Source organism: Aeromonas sp. 2692-1 (assembly GCF_013085505.1).
GTDB lineage: Bacteria > Pseudomonadota > Gammaproteobacteria > Enterobacterales > Aeromonadaceae > Aeromonas > Aeromonas hydrophila.
This window is the reverse complement of record NZ_CP038513.1, coordinates 4990243-5015000: the sequence shown is the minus strand read 5'-3', so window position 1 is coordinate 5015000 and position 24758 is coordinate 4990243. Positions and strand designations below refer to the sequence as shown.

Annotated in this window: 20 protein-coding genes, 2 rRNA genes and 2 pseudogenes (1 of these 24 running past the window's edge); 12 read left to right on the top strand and 12 right to left on the bottom strand. The window is 59.7% G+C overall.

All coding sequences use genetic code 11. From position 1 onward, the window contains the following. The 3 genes and pseudogenes from E5E97_RS23300 to E5E97_RS23290 all read left to right on the top strand — a co-directional run. Window positions 1-2814: ribosomal RNA gene (locus E5E97_RS23300) — 23S ribosomal RNA — on the top strand (it extends 73 nt beyond the left edge of the window). 83 nt (window positions 2815-2897) lie between these two features. Then, window positions 2898-3012, top strand: a 5S ribosomal RNA gene (gene rrf / locus E5E97_RS23295). A 323-nt stretch (window positions 3013-3335) separates the two neighbouring features. Then, window positions 3336-3734 (top strand): annotated as a pseudogene (locus E5E97_RS23290) (LysE family translocator); the annotation flags it as partial. A gap of 38 nt (window positions 3735-3772) precedes the next feature. On the opposite strand, the gene E5E97_RS23285 reads toward E5E97_RS23290, so the two are convergent. Further along, window positions 3773-4860, bottom strand: a protein-coding gene (locus tag E5E97_RS23285; RefSeq protein WP_099368947.1) for an IS3-like element ISKpn10 family transposase whose coding sequence is annotated in 2 segments (ribosomal slippage) — window positions 3773-4608 and window positions 4608-4860 — 1089 coding nt in all. Because the reading frame shifts where the segments join, the coding sequence is not laid out codon by codon here. Window positions 4861-4932: 72 nt separating this feature from the next. Between E5E97_RS23285 and E5E97_RS23280 the strand changes: the two are divergent. Beyond that, window positions 4933-5169, top strand: a pseudogene (locus E5E97_RS23280) (LysE family translocator); the annotation flags it as partial. 69 nt (window positions 5170-5238) lie between these two features. Here the strand turns inward: E5E97_RS23280 and fis are convergent. Then, entirely contained in the window at window positions 5239-5535 is a 297-nt protein-coding gene (fis, locus tag E5E97_RS23275; RefSeq protein ID WP_005309538.1) for a DNA-binding transcriptional regulator Fis, read from the bottom strand. Window positions 5536-5560: 25 nt separating this feature from the next. Further along, window positions 5561-6526: a tRNA dihydrouridine synthase DusB gene (gene dusB, locus E5E97_RS23270; protein WP_011707259.1), complete on the bottom strand. Its 966-nt coding sequence runs from the start codon at window positions 6524-6526 to the stop codon at window positions 5561-5563. Between the two features lie 290 nt (window positions 6527-6816). Here dusB and E5E97_RS23265 point away from each other — a divergent pair, with 290 nt between their 5' ends. The 4 genes from E5E97_RS23265 to E5E97_RS23250 all read left to right on the top strand — a co-directional run bounded on the left by E5E97_RS23265 (window position 6817) and on the right by E5E97_RS23250 (window position 11737). Further along, window positions 6817-8223: a TolC family protein gene (locus tag E5E97_RS23265; protein WP_164927737.1), complete on the top strand. Its 1407-nt coding sequence runs from the start codon at window positions 6817-6819 to the stop codon at window positions 8221-8223. A gap of 73 nt (window positions 8224-8296) precedes the next feature. Further along, on the top strand, window positions 8297-9301 hold the full coding sequence (locus tag E5E97_RS23260) for an HlyD family secretion protein (RefSeq protein ID WP_011707257.1): 1005 nt from the start codon (window positions 8297-8299) through the stop codon (window positions 9299-9301). After that, window positions 9301-10437, top strand: a complete 1137-nt coding sequence (locus E5E97_RS23255; RefSeq protein WP_011707256.1) for an ABC transporter permease — start codon at window positions 9301-9303, stop codon at window positions 10435-10437. The genes E5E97_RS23260 and E5E97_RS23255 overlap by 1 nt, the downstream gene beginning before the upstream one ends. Window positions 10438-10540: 103 nt before the next feature. Next, the gene (locus E5E97_RS23250; protein WP_171281184.1) at window positions 10541-11737 is read left to right on the top strand and encodes an ABC transporter permease; all 1197 of its coding nucleotides are present in this window, start codon (window positions 10541-10543) and stop codon (window positions 11735-11737) included. A gap of 100 nt (window positions 11738-11837) precedes the next feature. Here E5E97_RS23250 and E5E97_RS23245 read toward each other — a convergent pair whose 3' ends face one another. The 3 genes from E5E97_RS23245 to E5E97_RS23235 all read right to left on the bottom strand — a co-directional run bounded on the left by E5E97_RS23245 (window position 11838) and on the right by E5E97_RS23235 (window position 14204). After that, a complete protein-coding gene (locus E5E97_RS23245) occupies window positions 11838-12473 on the bottom strand; it encodes an SDR family oxidoreductase (protein ID WP_029305295.1) in 636 nt (211 codons plus the stop codon). A 129-nt stretch (window positions 12474-12602) separates the two neighbouring features. Continuing rightward, window positions 12603-13457 carry a DnaA/Hda family protein gene (locus E5E97_RS23240; RefSeq protein ID WP_029305296.1) on the bottom strand — a complete coding sequence of 285 codons (855 nt, stop codon included), beginning with the start codon at window positions 13455-13457 and terminating at the stop codon, window positions 12603-12605. A 69-nt stretch (window positions 13458-13526) separates the two neighbouring features. Continuing rightward, a complete protein-coding gene (locus E5E97_RS23235; RefSeq protein WP_039215906.1) occupies window positions 13527-14204 on the bottom strand; it encodes a DnaT-like ssDNA-binding domain-containing protein in 678 nt (225 codons plus the stop codon). Between the two features lie 339 nt (window positions 14205-14543). Here E5E97_RS23235 and E5E97_RS23230 point away from each other — a divergent pair, with 339 nt between their 5' ends. Further along, window positions 14544-15515: a response regulator gene (locus E5E97_RS23230; protein ID WP_171281183.1), complete on the top strand. Its 972-nt coding sequence runs from the start codon at window positions 14544-14546 to the stop codon at window positions 15513-15515. A gap of 74 nt (window positions 15516-15589) precedes the next feature. On the opposite strand, the gene E5E97_RS23225 is transcribed toward E5E97_RS23230, so the two are convergent. The 3 genes from E5E97_RS23225 to E5E97_RS23215 form a co-directional block, all read right to left on the bottom strand. Beyond that, entirely contained in the window at window positions 15590-16987 is a 1398-nt protein-coding gene (locus E5E97_RS23225; protein ID WP_011707249.1) for a peptide MFS transporter, read from the bottom strand. A 213-nt stretch (window positions 16988-17200) separates the two neighbouring features. Beyond that, a complete protein-coding gene (gene galU, locus E5E97_RS23220) occupies window positions 17201-18112 on the bottom strand; it encodes a UTP--glucose-1-phosphate uridylyltransferase GalU (protein ID WP_118880550.1) in 912 nt (303 codons plus the stop codon). Between the two features lie 94 nt (window positions 18113-18206). Continuing rightward, window positions 18207-18527 carry a ComEA family DNA-binding protein gene (locus E5E97_RS23215; RefSeq protein ID WP_017410999.1) on the bottom strand — a complete coding sequence of 107 codons (321 nt, stop codon included), beginning with the start codon at window positions 18525-18527 and terminating at the stop codon, window positions 18207-18209. Window positions 18528-18695: 168 nt separating this feature from the next. On the opposite strand from E5E97_RS23215, the gene cysQ reads away from it, so the two are divergent. Beyond that, entirely contained in the window at window positions 18696-19466 is a 771-nt protein-coding gene (gene cysQ / locus E5E97_RS23210; RefSeq protein ID WP_162901806.1) for a 3'(2'),5'-bisphosphate nucleotidase CysQ, read from the top strand. Window positions 19467-19546: 80 nt separating this feature from the next. Here the strand turns inward: cysQ and E5E97_RS23205 are convergent, their stop codons facing one another. From E5E97_RS23205 to E5E97_RS23195, 3 genes are all read right to left on the bottom strand, one after another. Beyond that, on the bottom strand, window positions 19547-19843 hold the full coding sequence (locus tag E5E97_RS23205) for a YciI family protein (protein WP_171281182.1): 297 nt from the start codon (window positions 19841-19843) through the stop codon (window positions 19547-19549). A 25-nt stretch (window positions 19844-19868) separates the two neighbouring features. Next, on the bottom strand, window positions 19869-20420 hold the full coding sequence (locus E5E97_RS23200) for a septation protein A (RefSeq protein ID WP_024946223.1): 552 nt from the start codon (window positions 20418-20420) through the stop codon (window positions 19869-19871). 104 nt (window positions 20421-20524) lie between these two features. Next, a complete protein-coding gene (locus E5E97_RS23195; RefSeq protein ID WP_171281181.1) occupies window positions 20525-22030 on the bottom strand; it encodes an aminotransferase class V-fold PLP-dependent enzyme in 1506 nt (501 codons plus the stop codon). Between the two features lie 224 nt (window positions 22031-22254). Between E5E97_RS23195 and E5E97_RS23190 the strand changes: the two genes are divergently transcribed. Together E5E97_RS23190 and E5E97_RS23185 are read left to right on the top strand one after the other, a co-directional pair. Further along, on the top strand, window positions 22255-22890 hold the full coding sequence (locus tag E5E97_RS23190) for a hemolysin III family protein (RefSeq protein WP_016351856.1): 636 nt from the start codon (window positions 22255-22257) through the stop codon (window positions 22888-22890). Window positions 22891-23008: 118 nt separating this feature from the next. Continuing rightward, complete coding sequence (locus E5E97_RS23185) at window positions 23009-24670, top strand: putative transporter (protein WP_017411002.1); 1662 nt, start codon at window positions 23009-23011, stop codon at window positions 24668-24670. Window positions 24671-24758: the final 88 nt, after the last annotated feature.

The window sequence follows — 24758 nt, the reverse complement described above, 5'->3', positions numbered from 1 at the left end:
AGCCGTGAGCAGTCGGTAAGAGACATTACGACTCACGGATTTCCGAATGGGGAAACCCACTTAGCATAAGCTAGGTATCGCTACGTGAATACATAGCGTAGCGAGGCGAACCGGGAGAACTGAAACATCTAAGTACCCCGAGGAAAAGAAATCAACCGAGATTCCCTCAGTAGCGGCGAGCGAACGGGGATTAGCCCTTAAGCATCTTGGAAGTTAGTGGAACGGTCCTGGAAAGGCCGGCGATACAGGGTGATAGCCCGTACACGAAAACAACCTTGATGTGAAATCGAGTAGGGCGGGACACGTGACATCCTGTCTGAATATGGGGGGACCATCCTCCAAGGCTAAATACTCCTGACTGACCGATAGTGAACCAGTACCGTGAGGGAAAGGCGAAAAGAACCCCTGTGAGGGGAGTGAAATAGAACCTGAAACCGTGTACGTACAAGCAGTGGGAGCCCTTCGGGGTGACTGCGTACCTTTTGTATAATGGGTCAGCGACTTACATTTTGTAGCGAGGTTAACCGTATAGGGGAGCCGTAGGGAAACCGAGTCTTAACTGGGCGTCTAGTTGCAAGGTGTAGACCCGAAACCGGGTGATCTAGCCATGGGCAGGTTGAAGGTTGAGTAACATCAACTGGAGGACCGAACCCACTAACGTTGCAAAGTTAGGGGATGACCTGTGGCTGGGGGTGAAAGGCCAATCAAACTCGGAGATAGCTGGTTCTCCCCGAAAGCTATTTAGGTAGCGCCTCGGACGAATACTACTGGGGGTAGAGCACTGTTTGGGCTAGGGGGTCATCCCGACTTACCAACCCCATGCAAACTCCGAATACCAGTAAGTAATATCCGGGAGACACACGGCGGGTGCTAACGTCCGTCGTGAAGAGGGAAACAACCCAGACCGCCGGCTAAGGTCCCAAAGTTCTGGTTAAGTGGGAAACGATGTGGGAAGGCTCAGACAGCTAGGATGTTGGCTTAGAAGCAGCCATCATTTAAAGAAAGCGTAATAGCTCACTAGTCGAGTCGGCCTGCGCGGAAGATGTAACGGGGCTCAAACCAGGCACCGAAGCCGCGGATTCACACTAAGTGTGAGTGGTAGGGGAGCGTTCTGTAAGTCTGCGAAGGTGTATCGAGAGGTATGCTGGAGATATCAGAAGTGCGAATGCTGACGTAAGTAACGATAAAGGGGGTGAAAAGCCTCCTCGCCGGAAGACCAAGGGTTCCTGTCCAACGTTAATCGGGGCAGGGTGAGTCGACCCCTAAGGCGAGGCCGAAAGGCGTAGTCGATGGGAAGCAGGTTAATATTCCTGCACGACTTGTAATTGCGATGGGGGACGGAGAAGGCTAGGTGGGCCAGGCGACGGTTGTCCTGGTGAAAGTGCGTAGGTGGTGTTTCTAGGCAAATCCGGAGACACAACACTGAGACACGAGACGAACGCACTACGGTGCGGAAGCCATTGATGCCCTGCTTCCAGGAAAAGCCTCTAAGCTTCAGATTACAAGTCATCGTACCCCAAACCGACACAGGTGGTCGGGTAGAGAATACCAAGGCGCTTGAGAGAACTCGGGTGAAGGAACTAGGCAAAATAGAACCGTAACTTCGGGAGAAGGTTCGCTCTTGACAGTGAAGTCCCTTGCGGATGGAGCAGTTGGGAGTCGCAGTGACCAGATGGCTGGGACTGTTTATCAAAAACACAGCACTCTGCAAACACGAAAGTGGACGTATAGGGTGTGACACCTGCCCGGTGCCGGAAGGTTAATTGATGGGGTTAGCGCAAGCGAAGCTCTTGATCGAAGCCCCGGTAAACGGCGGCCGTAACTATAACGGTCCTAAGGTAGCGAAATTCCTTGTCGGGTAAGTTCCGACCTGCACGAATGGTGTAACCATGGCCATGCTGTCTCCACCCGAGACTCAGTGAAATCGAATTCGCCGTGAAGATGCGGTGTACCCGCGGCTAGACGGAAAGACCCCGTGAACCTTTACTACAGCTTGGCACTGAACATTGAACCTACATGTGTAGGATAGGTGGGAGGCTTTGAAGGCGTGACGCCAGTTGCGCTGGAGCCGTCCTTGAAATACCACCCTTGTATGTTTGATGTTCTAACGCAGGCCCATGAATCTGGGTCGCGGACAGTGCCTGGTGGGTAGTTTGACTGGGGCGGTCTCCTCCCAAAGAGTAACGGAGGAGCACGAAGGTTGGCTAATCCTGGTCGGACATCAGGAGGTTAGTGCAATGGCATAAGCCAGCTTAACTGCGAGACGGACAGGTCGAGCAGGTACGAAAGTAGGTCATAGTGATCCGGTGGTTCTGAATGGAAGGGCCATCGCTCAACGGATAAAAGGTACTCCGGGGATAACAGGCTGATACCGCCCAAGAGTTCATATCGACGGCGGTGTTTGGCACCTCGATGTCGGCTCATCACATCCTGGGGCTGAAGTCGGTCCCAAGGGTATGGCTGTTCGCCATTTAAAGTGGTACGCGAGCTGGGTTCAGAACGTCGTGAGACAGTTCGGTCCCTATCTGCCGTGGGCGTTGGATGATTGAAGGGAGTTGCTCCTAGTACGAGAGGACCGGAGTGAACGAACCTCTGGTGTTCGGGTTGTCACGCCAGTGGCACTGCCCGGTAGCTAAGTTCGGAATCGATAACCGCTGAAAGCATCTAAGCGGGAAGCGAGCCCTGAGATGAGTCATCCCTGACCCCTTGAGGGTCCTAAAGGGCCGTTGGAGACCACAACGTTGATAGGTGGGGTGTGTAAGCGCGGCGACGTGTTGAGCTAACCCATACTAATTACCCGTGAGGCTTAACCATACAACACCCAAGAAGTGTTCTAAGGCTTGTAGCAGATACCGAGAACGAACAACAAAATCAGCTTTCTTAGATTGAAGAATTTGCCTGGCGGCCATAGCGCCGTGGAACCACCTGAACCCATGCCGAACTCAGAAGTGAAACGCGGTAGCGCCGATGGTAGTGTGGCATTCGCCATGCGAGAGTAGGACACTGCCAGGCACCCAACACGAGAAACCCCGCTCATCTGAGCGGGGTTTTTTATTGCCTGAAATTCAACGTGTTATAGCCTTGGCTCTGGTCTAAGTTATTACCGTCAGACCTGTTTCCCCTCCATTGTGATTGCTGAAGTGGGGCTGCCGATATCTCGATGTTCATCTCCCCATTTTCAAGTCTCACCATTCCCTCCGGCCACCTGATCTGATCGCTTGTAGCGCTTGGGCTGCCCAGCTATTCCATTCGTCGATAATCACTATTGCTGCTGCGGGGGATGACAAGGAAGGCGGGATCCATAGACTGTCTCTTTCAGGCATAAGGAGCTGTGTATGTTGGGGATCCACGATCTGGCGTTGTTTGTCTTATCCGGTCTGCTGTTGAACATGATGCCGGGACCGGACTCCCTGCTCATCATGCTGCGCAGCGGTTCACAAGGCTGGCGGGCCGGTTCGGTGGCTGCATTGGGAATTGGGACGGGCACCATGGTACATGTGCTGGCGGCGGCGCTGGGACTGTCGGCTCTGCTGAGTGCCTCGGCGGAGCTGTTCACCGTCATCAAGTTGATGGGGGCGCTCTACCTGGTCTATCTGGGAGGCTCGCTCCTGTGGCAAGGGTCTGGCTCACCGGCTGTGCGCGAGCCTGCCATGCGGCTGCCTGTGCTCTCCTATGGCCGGATCTTCCGGCAAGGGTTGCTGACCAATGTGCTCAACCCCAAGGTGGCTCTGTTCGGTAATCCCCCATTTTTAGGGGCATTCAAAAGTAGAGGTCATGCGGCCTGTGCCAGACGCTGTTTCGGCGTGTAGCCACCCAGCGCCATATTGGGCCGCTCATGGTTATAAACCCACAGCCAGTTCGTGGCAAACTCCTGTAGTTCATTCAGTGACTCAAACAGGTAATGGCCCAGCCAGTCGTAGCGCACCGTGCGGTTAAACCGTTCGATGTAGGCATTCTGCTGCGGATTTCCTGGCTGGATATAGCCCAGGGTTATCCCCTCCTGTTTCGCCCATCGCTTGAGCTCTTCGCTGATGTATTCCGGGCCATTGTCACATCGGATAATGGCGGGCTTACCTCGCCACGTGATCACCTGCTCCAGCGCCCGTTTGACTCGTGAGGCGGGTAAGGAGAAATCCACCTCGATGCACAGCGCTTCACGATTGAAGTCATCGATCACATTAAACAGCCGCACCGAGCGGCCATCGCTGAGCTGGTCATGCATAAAGTCCATCGACCAGCACTGATTAGGCTGGTCGGGAACCGCCAACGGCTCTGGCTTAGCCCGAACCAACCGTTTCCTGGGTTTTATCCGCAGATTGAGCTCCAGCGCCCGATAGATCCGGTATACCCGTTTGTGATTCCAGCCAAAGCCTTGGACGTTGCGCAGGTACAAAAAGCATAACCCGAAGCCCCAGTTGCGCTGGCTGGCCGTGATACGTAGCAGCCAATCGGCAATTTCCTGGTTTTCATCGACCAGCACGGGCTGATAGCGATAGCAGCTTTCACTGACCTTGAAGATCCGGCAAGCCAGACGGATGGATATGGCGTAGTGAGTCACGGCTTTGGTCGCCATCTCCCGGCGGGCAGATGGCGTTACCACTTTTTTGCCATGGCCTCGGTGATGATCTCTGCCTTGAGGCGCTCCTCGGCGTACATCTTCTTGAGGCGGCGGTTTTCGTCCTCCAGCTCCTTGAGTCGAGCCATGAGGGAGGCATCCATCCCCCCGAATTTGGAACGCCACTTGTAGAAGGTGGTCGTGCTGATGCCATGCTCGCGGCAGAGCTCCGGGACGGGAGCTCCAGCCTCAGCTTGTTTGAGGATGGCGATGATCTGGGTATCGCTAAAGCGTGATGTTTTCATGTAGAACCTCCTGCGTTCAAGGTACGGGAAAATTCTACTTATGAGCACCCTGGTTTTTCGGGGGGATTACCGTTCTTTCTCGCCTTTGTGCCCCAGTTCATCGCTCCCGATGCACCGCAGAAGGCGCTGGCCTTCATCGTGCTGGGCTGCATCTTCAATTTCAACGGTATGATCTGGTGCCATCTGCTGGCCTTCTCGACCGCCTATGCGAGTCGCAAGGTGGCCTTGCCTGGCTGGTTGGGTCGCTGGCTCAATCGCCTGATGGGGGGGCTTTTCGTGGGGCTTGGCATCAAGCTGGCGGTGGAGTGAGGGCATAGAAAAAGGCGTATCCCATCACTGGGATACGCCTTCGTCTGCACTGCAGCAGGCTGACTGAAATCAGTTCATGCCGTAGCGCTTGAGTTTCTTGCGCAGAGTACCGCGGTTGATGCCCATCATCACGGCGGCGCGAGTCTGGTTACCACGGGTGTACTGCATGATCACGTCCAGCATGGGAGCTTCGACTTCGGAGAGAACCATATCGTACAGATCAATCACTTCCTGACCGTTCAACTGGGCCAGGTAGTTACGCAGGGCCTGTTGCACAGAGTCACGCAGGGGGCGCTGGGTCGGCTCGGCAGCGTGATTGTGAGTAGTTGTTACCAATGCATCAGAAGTCAGGGTTTGTTCGAACATATTCGGTCGGCTCTTTAGTTATGCGTTAACCTAATCCATCGAAATACGCTTCGAGTGCCTCGAGTTGTGCATCTGCACAATCCAGGGCATTGAAGTGCTTACGGAATTCTCGGCCCGTCTCTTCTTCATCCAGATACCAGCCCACGTGTTTACGGGCAATGCGCGCTCCCAGATATGCACCATAAAACTGGTGCAGGTTGGTTACATGCTCGTTCATCAGGGTGCGAACCTCTTCCCTTTCGGGAGGCGGCAGCTTGGTGCCCGTCTCAAGAAAATGACGGATTTCCCGGAAAATCCAGGGTCGTCCTTGCGCAGCACGGCCGATCATCACGGCATCAACGCCGGTATAGTCGAGGACATACCGGGCCTTCTCCGGGCTGTCTATGTCGCCATTGGCGACAACAGGAATCGATACGGCCTGCTTAATCGCCCTGATAGTGTCGTACTCCGCCTCGCCCCGATAGAGGTCGGTACGGGTACGACCATGCACGGCAAGGGCCGCGATACCGCAATCTTCGGCGATTCGGGCGATCTCCTCGCCATTGCGGTTATCCGGATCCCATCCTGTGCGGATCTTCAAGGTGACAGGTACCTCCACTGCGTCCACTACGGCCCGGCAGATGGTTCTGACCAGGTCGGGTTGGCGCAGCAGGGCGGAACCTGCCAGCTTCTTATTCACTTTTTTTGCCGGACATCCCATGTTGATGTCGACGATCTGAGCGCCCTGCTCCACGTTGTAGCGGGCAGCAAACGCCATCATCTCGGGGTCGGCTCCGGCAATCTGGACCGATCGCAAGCCACCTTCTGCAGAGTGATCCATTCTCATCCTGGTTTTCTGGGTATCCCAGACATCCGGGTTGGCCAGCAGCATCTCGGAAACGGCCATGCCGGCGCCCAATCGCAAACAAAGTTCACGAAATGGTCGGTCTGTTACACCGGCCATGGGAGCCACAATCAGGGGAGTTTCAAGCGTGTGGGGACCTATCTGCATTCCACGGTTACCATCGGCTTAGGGCGGCGTATATTACGCATTTTTTAGTCAGGAGAAAAGGTTAGTATTTGAGCGTCAGCCATTTTTTTCTGAAAAAAACGTCGCGCCAAGGCTTGCAAATTCAGGAGTGCTTGAAAATCAGACATATTGTCGAGCCGGACTGGCAGGGCCAAATGGGTGAGGGGAGAGGCGATTTGCCTGTCCCCATCCCGGACCGGTTTGCGTTATGATAGCGAGCTTGTATCGAGCAAAGGCTCCAAACAATTTCATTACAAACAGATTGGGGATGTATGACGGCAAGGTTCATCAAATCTCTCTACCCGTGTCTGCTTGGTGCCGTGCTGGGCTCGGCCCAGGCCCAGACGGTCAGTTTCAGCGAAGCCTGGAGTCGGGTCATCCGCCAGGATGACGGGCTGGCGGCCGAGCAGGCAGGGGTGGAGCGGGCGCAGCAACTGCGCGAGGCGGCCAAGGCCATGTATCTGCCCAAGGTGGACGTGGGGGCCAGCTATACCCACCTCGATCAGCCGATGGAGCTCGATATGATGGATCTCAACCCCATCGCCAACCATCCGGAATTCGGCAAGGTGCTGGCGCCCATCATGCAGGTGCTCAAGCTGACGCCCAACGACTTCGTCACCCCCCTCACCAAACAGAACGTGGTGACCAGTTCGGTCAAGATGCTGTGGCCGCTGTTTACCGGTGGCCGCATCGATGCGGCGCAGGACATTCGTCAGGCCCAGGTGAGCGAGGCGCAGCAGTTGCTGGTACTGAAGCAGCAGTCTACCTTCGAGAGCCTCTCCCAGACCTACTTCGGGGTGGTGCTGGCGGCCCAGGTGGTGCAGACCAAGCAGGAGATCGAGCAGGGGCTGTCCCACCATCTGGAGCATGCCAAGAAGCTGGAGGCCCAGGGCCAGATTGCCCGGGTCGAACGCCTCTCCGCCCAGTCGGCCTATGACCGAGCGCGCATCGATACCCAGAAGGCAAGGCGCAGCCTGGAGATCGCCCAGCTGGCCCTTGGCCACATGCTCAAGCTCAAGCAGGCCGAGCCCAACACCCAGCTCTTCATCAATCAGCAGATGCCCGAGCTCGACGCCCTGGTGCAGGAGACGCTGGCGGTACATCCCGGTCTCAAGCTGCTGACGGCCAAGAAGGAGCAGGCGCAGGGGATGATCAAGCTGGAGAAGGGCAAGTACGCCCCCGAGCTGTTCCTGTTCGGCAACTACAACCTCTATGAAGATGATTCGCTGGCCTCCAAGACCACGCCGGACTGGTTGGTCGGGGTGGGCGTCAGCATGCCGCTGGTGAGCCGTGACGGCCGCTCCGAGACGGTACAGGCGGCCAAGAGCGCCGAGTTGCAGGTCAATCTGCTGCAGGCCAAGACCCGCCAGGATCTGGAACTGCTGGTCGAGAAGACCTGGCGCGAGGCGGCGCAAGGGCTGGAGGAGTTCCAGTCGCTCTCTTCCACCCAGGCGCTGGCCGAGGAGAACGTGCTGCTGCGGGACAAGGCGTTCGGGCAGGGGCTCTCTACCTCCCTCGACGTGGTGGATGCCCGCAACCAGCTGGCCGGGGTCAAGACCCAGCGCGCTGCTGCCGCCTATCAATACGTGATCTCGCTGGCCCGCCTGTTGGCACTCTCCGGTCAGATGAACAGTTTCAATCAATATCAGCATGGGCAAGTGATCGAGGTGAATTCATGATCGCGCGCCACTCTGCTCCTTTTTTCATGTCTGTTTCGACCGCCAAGGGTCGCCCGTTTGCCGAGGTGAATGCATGAGTCATCCCCCCATCAAGAAGAAGATGAGCCAGGCCAAGCCGCTGCTGCTGCCACTGGCGCTGGTACTGCTGGTCATCTGGCTGGGCTGGCGCTTCTGGCTGGCCTATCAGCCGGAGCCGGTGCGCCTGCAGGGGCAGATCGAGGCGCAGCAGTACTCCGTCTCCTCCAAGGTGGCGGGCCGCATCGACGAGGTGCTGGTTAAAAAGGGTGATCAGCTGGCCAAAGATCAGCTGGTGTTTACCCTGGCCAGCCCGGAAATCGAAGCCAAGCTGAGCCAGGCCAAGGCCGGCCAGGCGGCGGCTGGCGCCATGGCCGAAGAGGCCGAGAAAGGGGCGCGTGCGCAGCAGATTGCCGCCGCCAAGGATCAGTGGCAAAAGGCCAAGGCGGCCGCGTTGCTGCGCGGCAAGACTTACGAGCGCATCGCCAGCCTGCATCGGGATGGCGTGATGCCGCTGCAAAAGCGCGATGAGGCCTGGACTGCCTGGCAGGCGGCCAAGTACAGCGAAGGCATGGCCTGGCAGCAATACCAGATGACCCTGGAAGGGGCGCGGGAAGAGACCAAGATTGCGGCGCGCGAGCAGGCCAAGATGGCCGCCGGCGGTGTGGCCGAAGTGGAGGCCTACCTGGCCGATACCCGCATCGCCAGCCCGCACACCGGGGAAGTCGCCCAGGTGCTGCTGCGCAGCGGCGAGCTGGCCCCGCAGGGCTTCCCGGTGGTGACCCTGCTCGACATGAGCGATGCCTGGGCCCAGTTCCACGTGCGCGAAGATCTGTTGCCCCGCTTTGCGCTGGGTACCGAGTTCGATGCCCGTATTCCCGGCCTTGGCGAGCAGACGGTGCGCTTCAAGGTGACCCATGTGGCAGTGATGGGGGATTTCGCCACCTGGCGTGCCACCGATACCCGTCAGGGCTTTGACATGAAGAGCTTCCAGGTAGAGGCGCGCCCGCTGCAACCGGTTGAGGGGCTGCGGGTCGGCATGAGCGTGCTGGTCGAACTCTGATGGGACGTGAATGGCGGTTGCTGTGGCAGGATCCGTTCGGCCGGGCACTGGCAAGCTGGCTACCCCTGTTGCTGATAGGGATCCTCTGCTGGGTCTTCTCGGCAGGGCTGGCGCGGGATCTCAAGATAGGTCTGGTGGATCTGGATCAGAGCCTGTTGTCACGCGAGCTGGCCTTCTCGCTGGATGCCTCAGCCGGACTCAAGGTCGCCCAGCAGTTTGATTCCATCGAGGCAGGGGCCAGGGCGCTGCGAGGGGGCGATGTCTACGCCCTGGTCGTGTTGCCGAACCACCTGGAGCGGGATGCCCGGCAAGGCACCCAGCCTCAGGTCACCGTGTTCAACAATGGCCAGTTCATCCTGATCGCCAAGCTGGTCAACTCGGCGCTGGCCCAGGTGGTCGGGACGCTCAACGGTCAGGTGGGCGTGCTCTCGGCCATGGCGGGCGGCAAGGCGCTGCCCGGTGCGCTGGGGCAGGCGGTGCCCATCGCCAGCCAGGTGACGGCGCTCTACAACATCAACTCCAGCTATGCCCAGTTTTTGCTGAGTGCCCTGTTGCCGGCGGTGTGGCAGATCCTGGTGGTGCTCTACGGCATCAATGCGCTGGCCCGTACCGATCGGCTGGGGCTGGACTGGACCACCAAAGGGGTCTGGTTCGGTCTCTGGCGCACCCTGCTGCCCCACGTGTTAATTGGCTGGGGTTGGGGGCTGGGCTGGAGTCTGCTGCTGTTCAAGGGGTTTGGTTACCCGATGCAGGGCAGCTGGCTGGTGCTGACGGCAGGGCTGGGGCTGGCGTCAGCCGCCTGCGTCAGCATGGGGGCCTTCTTCTACGGCATTATCCGGGATCCGGCCCGCGCCCTGTCGCTGGCCGGTGCCTACACGGCGCCGGGCTTTGCCTTCATGGGGGTTACCTTTCCGGTCAGCGCCATGGGGGATTTCGCCCAGTTCTGGCGCAGCCTGCTGCCCATCTCCCACTATGTCGAGCTGCAGATAGGCCAGACCAACTACGGCCAACCGCTGGCGGCGGCCCTGCCGCAATTTGGTGCCCTGCTGCTGTTTCTGCTGCCCCTGCTGTTGGTGGTTCGCCGCTATCAGGCTCAGGCGAGCGAGGCCCCCGTTAATGAGGAGCCCAAGCCATGATGGGATGTTGGAATTTGCCACGCCTCGAGTGGTGGCCGATTGCTTTGTGCCTCTTGCTGGCGCCACAAATCGCTGCCTCCTGGCGGTGGAAGGAGCCAATGACATGCTAGGTTTCTGGGATCTGCTGCGCCTCGAGCTGCGCACCCTGCTGGCGGACAGGGCCATCATGCTCACCCTGTTCGGCGGCGTCTTCTTCTACTCCTTCCTCTATCCGCAGCCCTATCTGCACCAGCTGCCGCGGGAAGAGGCGGTGGTGGTGGTCAACGAGGATGGCAGTCAGCTGTCGCGCCAGCTGGAGTTCATGGCCGATGCCACGCCACAGGTAAAACTGGTGGCGCGGGCGGGCAGCCTGGATGAGGCTCGTGCGTTGCTGCTGGCGGGGCAGGGCAGCGGCATTTTGCACATCCCCCGCCACTTCTATCGGGATCTGATGCAGGGCAAGAGCGTCACCCTGGGCTATGCCGGCGATGCCTCCTACTTCCTGGTTTACGGCACCATTGCCGAGGGGCTGGCCCAGGCGGGCGGCACCCTGGCCGCTCAGGTGAAGGTCGCCAGATTGTTGAGCCACGGTGAGGCCCTGCCGCAGGCCGCCATGGGCTGGAATGCGGTGGCGCTCAACGTGCTGCCGGTGTTCAACCCCACCATGGGCTATGTGAACTACGTGGTGCCGGCGGTGTTCGTGCTGATCCTGCACCAGGTGCTGCTGATGGGCACCGGCATCCTGGGGGCGACCCAGAACCAGCGCAGCCAGCGCGGCGAGGCGGGATATTGGCAGAATGCCCCTATCCTGCCACTGCTGCTGGCCCGCACCCTGGTGGTAGGGGGGCTGTTCGTGTTGCCGGTGAGCTACTTCTTCGGCTTCTGTTTCGATCACTACAACATAGTGCGCACCGCCGAGCCGGCCGCACTCTGGCTGTTCACCCTGCCGTTCCTGCTGGCCACCACCTGGCTGGGAGTGGTGCTGGGGGCACTGTTTACCCGCCGGGATCTACCGACCCAGGTGGTGCTTGTCTCCTCGCTGCCGCTGGTCTTTCTGGCTGGCTTCATCTGGCCGCTGGAGCTGATCCCGACTCCGCTCAACTGGCTGGCCCAGTGGGTGCCGAGCACCCCGGCCATCGAAGGCTTTTTGCGGCTCAACCAGATGGGGGCCGAGTTTGCTCAGGTCTCCCACTACTGGTGGCAGCTGTGGGGGCTGGCACTGCTCTACGGTGTGCTGGCCTGCCTGCTGCTGCGTTGGCGGCAGCCGTCGTTGCCGGTTGCCAGCCAGCCTGCCGCGCAGAGTGAAACCACCGCCGGTTGAGCGGGATGGTACCAGTGCGCGTGTGTACTAAAGCGAAAAACGGTCAGCCCTTGGGCTGACCGTTTTTGTATGCACTGGACTCAGTGAAGCTGGCGCTGGTTTAGCCGCGCTGGAGCTCGGGATCGCCGATGGCGTAGACCTGGCTGTGTGCCGCCTTGTCGCCCAGCAGACGCAGCCCGCAGGCGGCGACGTCGGCACGACGCACCAGGCCGTGCACCTCCTCGCCCTGGCTCAGCACGGCCTGACCGGTGGCCTCACCATCCTGCAAACCCGCCGGACGCAGTATGGTCCACTCGAGCGCACTGGTCTGCAGCCAGCTCTCCGCCAGGCTCTTCAATCTGACCTCGTGACCGAAGGCTGCCCGCGCCCGCTGTGGCAGATATTGCCAGCTGTCGCCGCAACCGAGTGAGGTCACCAGCAGCAGGCGCTTGAGCCCGGCCAGCTCCATCTGATCGATCACCTGACGATTGCCAAGATAGTCGACAGGCTCTGCCTGGCGAAAACTGCCGAGGGTGGAGATGGCCTGCGCCTCGTTACCGGCCAGCTGGCAGGCTGCCGCTACCGCCTGCGGGTCGAGGGCATCGCCGTTGACGACCTCGACTCCCAGAGCGCGCAGCTCGGTGGCCACCTCGGGACTGCGGATCAGGGCGATGACCCGGTGGCCCTGCTGCAGGGCTTGTTCGGTGAAGGCGCGGCCCAGCCCGCGGCTGGCTCCGAAGATGAGTGTGGTTGGCATGCTGCTGCTCCCTTTGACGAAAGGGCTAGCCTAGAGGGTTGTGGGGAAGCTGTAAATGAGAGTTGTTTTTATTTGCCTAGAAAAAGAGGGAAGCGGCGAGCCAGGGGCGGGGCCTGGCTCGCACGGGGATCAGCCGTTGTAGTGGCCGATATGGGGGCGACGGCTGGGGCCGCTCAGGTGGATATCCACCGGATTGAACGCCTTGATCGCTTCGAACGCGAAATCACCTATTGCCTGATGCAGGCTCTGGGGATTGTGGTTGGTGATGAGGATGACACTCTTGGAGAGGTTGCGACGGCGGCGCAGCAGGTGGCCGAGGAAGCTGGACTGGCTCTCCGCCATCTTGGCGCGGTTGGCCGAGACCTCGTCGATGATCAGCAAATCCACCTCTTCCAGGGCGCGCCGGTACTGGTTGCGCTCTTCCTGATCCTGGATCACGTTGAAGAACAACCTGTCCACGATGGAGGCCCACTGCTGGAAGATCACCGACCTCTGGTGGCGTGCGATCAACTCGTGCGCCACGGCGCCCGCCAGGGTCGACTTGCCGGTGCCGTAGTCGCCATAGATCAGCATGCAGCCGCCACCGCTCTTCTCCCAGTGCTCGAAACCGCTGATGAAGTAGCGGGCGGTTTCGATGGGATATTGCAGTGCCGGATCGCCGGCATCCATCCGTTCAAACACCCAGTCGGGGTTGAGGTCGGCCTGGGCGATCAGCTTCTGGATCCGCTCCTGGCGTGCCGCCTTCTGCAGCTCGCGCACCTCGGCATTGGCCTTGGCGTCGTACTCCTTGCGCAGGGTCTCGTAGTCGTACTGGCTGCCGCCGGTTTCTTGCTGAAGACGACGAATGCGCTCCAGCAGGCCTCCTACGTGGCGGCTCAATTCCGGGTCGTGAACGCGATGATCCTGCTTGGCCTTGGCGATCTTCTGGCGCTTGGCTTCGATCTCTTCCAGCTCCTGGCGCAGGGGATCGTGCGGGTCAGTCATGGAATGCTCCTTCTGCTCGGTCTGGGGTGGGGACAGGTCTCTGATTTTGCCTGCTGGCGGTGCCTGCTATCAATCATTATCCGGCTCCTGCGGCTGGCCGGCCAGCCGCTTGGCCTCTTCGATCATCTCCTGCGCCCGCTTGCTTGGGCCCGCCTCGACCTGTGCCGGGGTCACCTGCTGGTAGCCCTGCACCTCCATCGGCTTGCGGCGGGTATAGCGGCGGGTCTTGAGGGCGCGAATGAATTTGAGCATCCACTGGTGCTGGGAGTCGAACACCTCGGGCCGCCCCAGCCAGTAGGCGATGAACTCGCCGAGATCCTCTTCGTTGTAGCTGGCATCGATCACCCCGCACAGGCGGGCGAGGGCCGGCAGCTCTGCATCCGGGCGCCATTGCAGGTGCATCTGGAACGGGCGCTCTGGCAGCGGGCTGCGCACCCGCTGGGTCAGCAGCGGCAACTGGAACGGGCACTGATGGTAGTGCTCACTGTCGTTTTGCGCCTCGACTTGCAGCAAACCCGCCTCCATCAGCTCATCGAACAGCTCGGTCAGCTGGCGGGCATTGACCTGAAAGGAAAAGCCGCTGGGATCGCCCGGGTCGACCACCGCCAGCGCCCGGCCGAGTTCGGGGTAGTTGAGCCTGGCCAGCTGATTTTCCAGCACCAGTCGGCGCAGCTGCAGGGTATAGAGGCTGCGGGCCGGGTGGGACAATCTGGGATGGGCGAGGGCGCTGTATTCGGCAGGGGTCATGGCATGCTTCATTGACGGACGTGGCGGTATTATCCCCCATGGCGCAGCCTCATACAATTGATGGCATGTCCGGCACCGCCGGCGGGTGGTCGGCTCGCTCGCAATCGGGGTTGCTTGTTTTCGTATGACGCCGTTTTTTGTCGGCCAAGCTGCAAAGAGGAGAAAAAGCTGAGTTTCGATGAGCATCATTAGCTGCTTTATTTCAAGCAGTTGGCCGCCAGAATAGCTGGCGGGCATGGATTTTTCGGCGATTATTCAATCATCTGATTGGTCAATGCAGTCGGTTATGGTCTAGGCTTGAGGCTAAATAACTGGTTGACTAATAAGAGCTTTATCAAGATGTCAAAAGCCGGACTACGGATCCTGGTGGTGGAGGACGAAGCCGTTTTTCGCCACTCGCTGGTCAATTATCTCGCTCACGATGGTGCCTGTGTGTTCCAGGCCGAAGACGGCATTGAAGGCCTCTCTGCCGCCGCTCTCTATCACCCCGATGTGGTGTTATGTGATTTGAACATGCCCAACATGGATGGGCATGAGGTGATCGCCTGTCTCACGGCCCGCTACCCTCATATTCCTGTCATCGTCATCTCGGCCCAGAGCAAGATGGAAGCGGTCGAGCGAGCGCTGCGCGCCGGTGCCCGCGATTTCCTGCTTAAACCCATCTCGGATTTCGGTCAGGTGCGTCGCAGCATAGAGCAGTGCTTGAGCGCCAATCACGGTTATGGGCAACAGCTGGAGTTGATGGAGCACCTCGACTTCTTTCGCGAACACGACCAGGCGGCGACCCGGCTGCTGGCCTGGTTGAAACCGCCGGGCTTGCAGGAGTGGGGGCCCTGGCAGGTCACCTTTGAAGGGATGGGCAATCTGTTCATTCCCGATACCTTCAAGGTGGATGACAAGCTGCTGGTGCTGGTGATGGAGCTGCCGATCCTCGGGGTGGATGCCGCCTTCTGCGGCGCCCTGGTGCGCTCCCTGATGAATGCCCCGTATCGCCAGTTTCAACGTGGCGAGAGTCTGCTGCTGACCCAGCCCCACCGGTTGCTCGATTACCTCAATCTGCAACTGGTCGAATCCGGCCTGCGCCACTCCTTCGCCATGGCCGCCCTGTTGTTTGATCAGGAGGACGGGCTGGTCTTTGCCAATGCCGGGCTGACTTCGCCCCATTGGCTGGTGCGCTCCGGCGGCCTGCCGCTCGGTCTGCTGCGTACCAGCCACTACGCCTTGCACAGGCGCAGCTGGCATGAACCCTTTGATCTGCAGTTTCGCAGTGACAGCGGCAGTGCCCTGCATGTGCAGGTTCGACATCATTGAGGCCGTGTCAGACGGCCACATACAAAGAGGGCGCCCAATGGGCGCCCTCTTTGTTGCTAGACAATCCGGACCGCTTAGACGGCGGCAGATTGCAGCTTCTTGTCGTGTTCCTGCGGCTCTTTGGCCGGACCTTCTGCACCGTGCATCCAGTAGACCAGGCGATTGGCCATGGTCAGCAGGATCAGCGCGCTGATCACGGCGGCCAGTGCGATGCCACCGAAGATGGCCATGGCACCGGATTCGCCGACGAAGGAGCCGATGAAACCGGCGGCATAGTTGGCCAGGGCCACGAAGCCGAACCAGGCACCCATCATCAGGGAGGCCAGGCGCAGCGGAGCCAGCTTGGTCACCATGGAGAGGCCGATCGGGGAGAGGCAGAGCTCGCCCAGGGTGTGGAACAGGTAGGCACCGACCAGCCAGAACATGGAGGTCTTGACGGCCTGATCACCACCTTGCTCCAGCACGGCACCGATCATGAACAGGAAGCCCACGGCCAGGAACAGCAGACCCATGGCGAACTTCACCGGGGAGTTCGGCTCTTTCTTGCCGAGCTTGATCCAGATGGCGGCAACGATGGGGGCCAGCGTGATGATGAAGAAGGGGTTAAGGGACTGGAACCAGGCGGTCGGCACTTCGAAGCTGCCGATCATGCGGTCGGTATACTCCTGCGCGTACAGGTTCATCAGACCACCGGCCTGCTCGAAGCCGGCCCAGAAGATGATGGTGAACAGACCCAGCACCAGAATGACCTTGATGCGATCCACTTCCTGCTTGGTCAGCGGAGCCTTCTGCTCCTTGGAGCGCTGCTCGGCGGCGCGCTGGGCGGCCGGCACGCGGCCGATATCACCTAGGAAACGCTGAGCCATGGTGGCCTGTACCACCAGGGAGAGCAGCATGCCGATACCGGCGCTGACGAAGGCGGCTTGCCAGCCATAGGCGGTTGCGGCGGCGCCACAGATCACGCCGGCCAGCAGGGAGCCCAGGTTGATACCCATGTAGAAGATGGTGAAGGCACCGTCACGACGGTGGTCACCTTCCTGATACAGGTCACCCACCATGGTGGAGATGTTCGGTTTGAACAGACCGTTACCCACGATCAGCAAGCCGAGACCCGAATAGAAGACGGTGTTGACCATGTCCGGGAACATGGCGTGCGGCAGCGCCAGGGTAAATTGGCCGGCGGCCATCAGCACGGCACCAAACAGAATGGCGCGGCGTTGGCCGAGGAAGGTATCTGCCAGCCAGCCGCCGATGATCGGGGTGATGTAGACCAGACCGGTATAGATGCCGTACAGCTTGAGGGCATCGGCCTGAGTCCAGCCCATCCCGCCGTTGGCAGTCATGTCAGTCAGATAGAGCACGAGCACGGCACGCATGCCGTAATAGGAGAATCTCTCCCACAGTTCGGTACTAAAGAGCAAAAAAAGCCCTTTAGGGTGACCTAAAAAGGTCCCTTTGGACGGATTATTCATTGGAACTTCCACCTGTGTCTTATATTTTTTTAGAAATTTTATGCAAGGGCTAGGAACAAGCCATAATCCTTATAGAACAAGCGTGATTAAATTACAATATTGTGATTTAGCGATATTTTATCTATCAATGGTTGAATATATGTTTATAAAATGAAAAAGGGCATCGAATGATGCCCAGTGTTTTATTCCATTAATAGGTTAAATATTCAGCTATTACAGCTGCTTGGCAAACTGTTTCAACCAAGTGATAAATTCGCCGTTCAGTTCCGGATGGCGCACTGCATATTCCACGTTGGCTTTCATGTAACCGAACTTGCTGCCGCAGTCGTGGCTGCGCCCTTTCATGAAGTAGGCATTCACCTGCTCCTGCTCCATCAGCATGGCGATGGCATCGGTCAGCTGGATCTCGTCGCCGGCACCGGCAGGGGTCTTCTCCAGCAACGGCCAGATGTTGGAAGAGAGCACGTAACGGCCGACCACGGCCAGATTGGAGGGGGCCTCATCGCGGGGCGGTTTCTCAACGATAGCCTGCATCGGCAGAGACATGCCCTCGCTCAGCGCTTCTCCCTTGATGTCGGCGATGCCGTATTTGTCCACTTCACTCTCGGGGACGGCTTCCACCATGATCTGGCTGATGTGATCCTGTTCGAACATGTGCACCATCTCGGCCAGGTTGTCCTGCTTGAGGTCGCTGGCTACCTCGTCGATCAGCACGTCCGGCAGCAGTACCGCGAACGGGCTGTCGCCGATCAGCGGACGGGCGCAGAGCACCGCGTGGCCCAGACCTTTGGCTTCCCCCTGGCGGACGTGCATGATGGTGACGTCTTTCGGGCAGATGTGTTGCACCTCTTCCAGCAGTTGCCGCTTGACCCGCTTCTCGAGAGTCGCTTCCAGCTCGAAGCTCTTGTCGAAGTGGTTTTCGATGGAGTTCTTGCTCGAGTGGGTAACCAGGATGATCTCCTTGATGCCGGCGGCGATGGCTTCGCGCACCACATACTGGATCAGCGGTTTGTCGACGACGGGCAGCATCTCCTTGGGGATGGCCTTGGTGGCTGGCAGCATGCGGGTGCCCAGACCGGCGACGGGAAGAACGGCTTTGCGTACAACGAGCGGTGTCTTTTTCATGGAGAGAGTCCAGAGATACAAAGTGGGCCCATGATACCCGAAGAAAAATAGGGCAGCCACAGGCTGCCCTTATGATGGAAGGGGTATGGATCGGTTACTTGACGATAATCATGTCCCGATTTGCTTCCAGCGTGGCTGGCCCGATGCCGCTCACATCGGCCAGCTGATCCACGGTAGTGAACTTGCCCTGCTTCTCGCGGTAATCGACGATGGCCTGAGCCTTCTTCTCGCCAATGCCCTTGAGCGCAGTCAACTCATTGATATTGGCGGTGTTCAGGTTCACCTTGCCGCTCTCCTTGGCGGCGGTGACCGTGGTTGCCGGCTTGGCAGCAGGCTTGTCGGCGGCCAGTAGAGGCTGGCTGAGCAGGGGCAGGCAGCTCAGCAGCAGGGTGGCGGTCAGGGTCTTGTAGTTCATGGCGTCACGTCCTTGTGTTGTGTGGAATGCCTATTGAGAATTAGCCGAGTTGCGCCACTTTTTGTCTGTCAGAAGTAACAGGGTTATAACTCAGCTGAATCGGCTATAACCCCCGCCATTCCAAAATAGGTACACTGTGCTAACCATTTGACCAGGGTGTCTTTTCTTATGTTTTTTCCCGCGATTTCCGAGCTGGAGCCCATCGCCCGTGCCGCCGGTGACGCCATCATGGCCATCTACAGTCAGCCCTTTGCGGTGGAGTACAAGCAGGACGAAAGCCCCTTGACAGCCGCCGACAAGGGGGCGCACGAGGTGATCGTGCAGGCGTTGGCCCGGCTGACTCCCGACATCCCCGTATTGTCCGAGGAGTCCGGGCCCGAGGTGATGGCGGCGCGCCACGGCTGGTCCCGCTACTGGCTGGTGGACCCGCTGGACGGCACCAAGGAGTTCGTCTCCCGCAACGGCGAGTTCACCGTCAATATCGCCCTGATTGAAGAGGGGGCTCCGCGCTGGGGACTGGTTTATGCCCCGGTATTGGACCAGCTCTGGTATGGCGGCAAGGGGCTGGGTGCCTGGCGGGTGGCTGATGGCAAGCGTGAGGCCATCCAGAGCCAACCTCATCAGGAAGGCACGCCTTGGCGGGTGGTGGGCAGTCGCAATCACCTCTCTCAGGCCACTCTGGATTACCTGGCGGGCTTTGGTGACATGGCGCGGGGCGAGATTGAGCTGGTTTCCATGGGCAGTTCGCTCAAGTTCTGTATCATCGCCGAGGGGGGCGCCGAGCTTTACCCGCGCCTCGCCCCCACTTGCGAGTGGGATACCGGTGCGGCGCAGGCGGTGCTGGAGGGGGCGGGCGGCAGTGTCACCCAGCTCGATGGCTCACCGCTGTGCTACAACAAGCCGGACATCCTCAACCCCTGGTTCGTGGCCAAGGCGTAAAACGGGATATCGGGATACAAAAAGGCCGGACTGGCGTGAACTGCCAGTCCGGCCTTTTTTATTTCGCTATTCGCGTTGGGTCAGAAGACCTTCTTGAACGGCTTGATGGTCACCTTGGCATAGACACCGGCCGCCACATAGGGATCGGCATCGGCCCAAGCCTTGGCATCCGCCTGTGAGGCGAACTCGGCGATGACGGTGCTGCCGGTAAAGCCGGCATCGGCCGGATCCTCGGCATCGATGGCCGGGTTAGGGCCGGCGGTGAGCAGCCGTCCTTCATCCAGCAGCGTCTGTAGCCTGGCCAGATGGGCTGGACGCGCCTGTTTGCGCAGCGGCAGGCTGCCTTGAACATCTTCGGAATAGATGAGATACCACATGAGACGATCCTTTTCTTGATGGCAGTTATTTTTTCATTTCATTTTTCTGCTCGGCGGGCAGGTGGCGATAGAGATAGACACCGCTTAGCAGAGTGAATACCAGGGTCATGCCAAGCAGACCGAACACCTTGAAGTTGACCCACATCTCCTGCGGCAGGTTGAAGGCCACATAGAGGTTGAGCAGGCCGCAGACGGTAAAGAAGCCGACCCAGCCGAGGTTGACCCTATCCCAGACGGGATCCGGTGCTTGCAGCTCCTTGCCCAGCATCTGCTTGATCAGGTTTTTGCCAAAGCCGTAACGGCTGATGAGCAGGCCCAGCGCAAACAGTACGTTGATGACGGTGACTTTCCACTTGATGAAGGTGTCGTCGTGGAAGAAGACGGTGAGGCCGCCAAAGAAGCCGACCAGCAGGAAGGTGAACAGCTGCATCTTCTCGACCTTGCGATAGCGGATCCAGCTGTAGGCGAGCTGCAGACCGGTCACCACCACCAGGGCACCGGTCGCCATGTAGATGTCGTAGAACTTATAGACTGCAAAGAAAACGATAAGAGGAATAAATTCAATAAATTGCTTCATGTCTGGCTCGTCGCCCTCAAAAGTGGACCGCAAAATTTCATTCAGTGTACCTGCCCGATGGGCAACGGCAAATGAATAAGACCGCTCATTCGCCAGCCAGTTCCTCAGCCAAATAACTGCCTTGCGATCTCGGCGCCCAGCCGCTGCTGATCCGCCAGCAGATCGCGGATGTGGCGCTCTTCGATGAGCGGATTGAGCAGCACGGCCCGCAGCAGAGTGAGCGGCTGGGTGCCGTAGCGACCCACGGCGCGCTGGGTGCGGGAGACAAAACTGTGCCCCTCGGCGCGCTGAGCCTTCTGCAGGGCGACGTTGAAGGTATTGACCTGTTCGTTGGCGGCCTCGTCCAGCACCTTGCCCTGCAGATGAGGGGGGATGCAGCGATAGGAGAGCAGGTTCATCACCGGGGCCGACATCAGTTCGAAGGCAGGATCCTGGTCGATAAGGCCTGCCATCAGGCGGGCCCGGTCGTAGTTGGCCTCGATGAGCTCGGCATAACCCTCTTGGCCGAATAGCTGGAAGGCGGCATCCAGATAGAGCGCATTGGCCGGGCGGGTGCCCTCCAGGGTGAAGCGCCCCTGATCAAAGGAGCTGGCGCGGATGGCGTAGGGGGCCTCCCGCTTGACCGCCATCATCAGGTCTGGCTGGCGGCAGAGCAGCATGCCGGTACCGAGCGGCACCAGCAATTGTTTGTGGCCATCCAGGGTGACGGTATCGGCTCGCTCGATCCCCGCCAGCAGCGCCTGATAGCGGGGGGAGAACAGGGTCGGGCCGCCCCAGGCTGCATCCACGTGGAAGTGGATCTGCTCGCGCTCGGCAATGTCCGCCAGCTCAGGCAAGGGGTCGATGGAGCCGAAATCGGTGCTGCCGGCCACGCCGACCAGTGCCAGCACCTTGAGTTTTTGCTCCTTGCACTGGGCAAGGGCCTGCTCCAGCGCCGCCATGTCGAGCCGGTTCTGGTCGTCGGTCGGGAGGCGCCAGACGCTGCGCGCCCCCAGCCCCAGCAGATCCATCCCCTTGTCGAAGGAGTAGTGCATCAGCCGCGAGCCCAGAATGACGGCGCCGCGATAACCCTGCTCATAAAGGGCGAACAGGTTGTCGCCGCAGGCGCGGTTGCGGGCCAGCCAGAGGGCGGTGACGTTGGCGATGGTGCCGCCGCTGGTCATGACCCCGAGGGCGGCATCCTTGGCATGCATCTGGGCGTCATAGAAGAGATCGTCGGCGCGATAGATGAGGCGGTGCAGCTTGGCCAGCACCTCCCGCTCCAGAAAGCTGAGCAGACGGGAGGACTCCATCTTCATCGGGTTCTGGTTGAGCATCACCACCAGGCGGGACAACTCGGCGGTAAAGGCCGGTAACGGGGCCGTCATATGACCCATGTAGCGTGGCGAGGTGAGGTGGGATGCGCCAGGCACCAAGGTGGCCAGGCGCGCCAGGTACTCATCCATGGCGATGCCGGTGGCCGGCATGCGGGATTGATCGAGCTGGTGGGTGAACTGGTCGCGCTGGTAGGGAGCCTGACTGTCATCCGAGTGGTGGAAGGTCTCCAGCAGATCCGTCATGGCCTGGCCGAAGGCCGGATCCGGTAGTGCAAACAGTTCAGTCAACTTCATCAGGTTCTCCAGACCGGGTTGCCAGGGAGTCACTGGGTGGTGAGCAAGCGCGGTGGCAACAGCTACGTGGGCATCGGCCGCAGAGCATACACCAAAGGCCAGCGGGTGACAGCCATGTGCATCTCCTCAACACATGGCAAATGGCATGAAAATCACTTTAAGCTAACACTTGTACTCTGAAATGGCGACGGCTAGAGTGAGTGCAGTTTGGGCAGGAGTATGCAATGAGCAGTGTGACGGATTATTCGCCCCGCGAGGAGCTGGCCAACCGCCTCAGCCACGGCCTGGGGCTGGTACTGGGGATCCTGGGGTTGGTGTTGTTGTTGAACAAGGGCTGGGCGCAGGGCCCTCAGGCGCTGGTCAGTTACAGCCTCTATGGCGGCAGTCTGGTGCTGCTTTACTTGGCCTCGACTCTCTACCACAGCATGGCGGAAGGGCCGGCCAGACGTTGGTGCAAGGTATTCGACCACTGTGCCATCTATCTGCTGATCGCCGGTACCTATACCCCCTTCCTGCTGGTGGCACTCGACACGCCGCTGGCACAAGGGTTGATGGTGGTGATCTGGGGGCTGGCGCTGGCGGGGGTGGTGTTCAAGCTGCTCTTCATCAACCGCTTCAAGAAGTTGTCGCTGTTTACCTACCTTATGCTGGGCTGGCTGTCGTTGCTGGTGGTCTATCAGCTTTATATCCATCTGGAGGGGGAAGGCTTGCTGCTGCTCGGGCTGGGTGGTCTCATCTACAGCCTGGGTGTGATCTTCTATGTGGCCAAACGTATCCCCTACAACCACGCCATCTGGCATCTGTTCGTGCTGGGGGGCAGCGTTTGTCACTTTATGGCCATTTATGGCTACGTCGCCTAACTAGCCCTTAATTGGTATTTTTTGCTGCTCAAAAGGATAAATTCGTGCGGTATCACACAGTTGGTCGCGACGTTTGCTGACAAGCTAGGGACAGTTCAATTCGCAAAGGATGCACGAAATGAGTGATATCGCGCTTTCCATCAGCATGTTGTCGCTGGTGGCAGTGCTGGGGCTCTGGCTGGGAAACTGGCGGGTCTATGGCGTCGGTCTCGGGATCGGTGGGGTGCTGTTCGGCGGCATCATAGTGGGCCACTTCGCCGGCCTCTCGGGGCTGGCGCTGGATGAGCAGACCCTGCACTTCATTCAGGAGTTCGGCCTGATCCTGTTTGTCTACACCATCGGCATTCAGGTCGGCCCCGGCTTCTTCTCCTCCCTGCGCAGCTCTGGCCTCAAGCTAAACGGCTTCGCCGCTCTGCTGGTACTGCTTGGCTGCGCCGTGGCGGCAGCCCTGCACCAGCTGTTCGACGTGCCGCTGCCGGTGATCCTGGGGGTCTTCTCCGGCGCCGTGACCAACACCCCTTCTCTCGGTGCCGGCCAGCAGATCCTGGCTGAGCTGGGCGCCGCGCCAGGTTCCACCGGCCTGATGGGGATGGGCTATGCAGTCGCCTATCCGTTCGGCATCTGTGGCATCTTGTTGACCATGTGGCTGATCCGCATGTTCTTTCGCATCAAGATCGACGAAGAAGCAGCCCAGTTTGAACAACAGGCCGGCAAGACCAAGGAGAGTCTGCAGACCATCAACATCGCGGTGCGCAACCCCAACATCCACGGTCTGATGCTGAGCGAGATCCCGAGTCTCGACGAGGCAGACGTCATCTGCTCGCGCCTCAAACGCGGCGAGGAGCTGATGGTGCCGCGGCCAGATTCGCGCATCGAGCTGGGCGACCTGCTGCACCTGGTGGGTGAGCGGCACGCCCTGCGTAAAGTACTGCTGGTGCTGGGGGAGGAGGTGGAGACCTCGCTCTCCACTCGCGGCACCGATCTGCGGGTAGAGCGGGTGGTGGTGACCAACGAGCAGGTGCTCGGCAAGAAGATCCGCGATCTCGACATCAAGCAGAAGTATGACGTGGTGATCTCGCGCCTCAACCGGGCCGGTATCGAGCTGGTACCAACCAGCCAGACCAGTCTGCAGTTCGGCGACATCCTCAACCTGGTGGGACGACTCGACGCCATCGAGGCGGTCACCAATGTGGTGGGCAACGTGCAGCAGAAACTGCAGCAGGTGCAGATGCTGCCGGTGTTTATCGGCATCGGCCTTGGCGTGCTGCTCGGCTCCATCCCCTTCTACCTGCCCGGGTTCCCGGCGGCGCTCAAGCTGGGTCTGGCGGGTGGGCCGCTGGTGGTGGCGCTGATCCTGTCGCGCATCGGCAGCATCGGCAAGCTCTACTGGTTCATGCCCCCCAGTGCCAACCTGGCGCTGCGGGAGATCGGCATAGTGCTGTTTCTGGCGGTGGTGGGCTTCAAGTCCGGCGCCGGCTTCATCGATACCCTGATCAACGGCGATGGCCCGGCCTGGATGATGTATGGGGTGGCGATCACCCTGATCCCGCTGCTGGTGGTCGGCGTGCTGGCCCGTCTGTACGGCAAGATGAACTACCTCACCCTGTGCGGCTTGCTGGCCGGTTCCATGACGGATCCTCCCGCCCTAGCGTTTGCCAACGGCATGCACCCCACCAGTGGTGCCAGTGCCCTGTCGTACGCGACCGTCTATCCGCTGGTGATGTTCCTGCGCATCATCTCACCCCAGTTGCTGGCCATCCTGCTGTGGGCTGGCGCCTGATATGAAGCCCCTGACGGGGGCACTGGCAGTGCTCCCGTCATCAAAGTGCAACACATTGATCATCTTGATTTTATTTTCCATCCCCGCC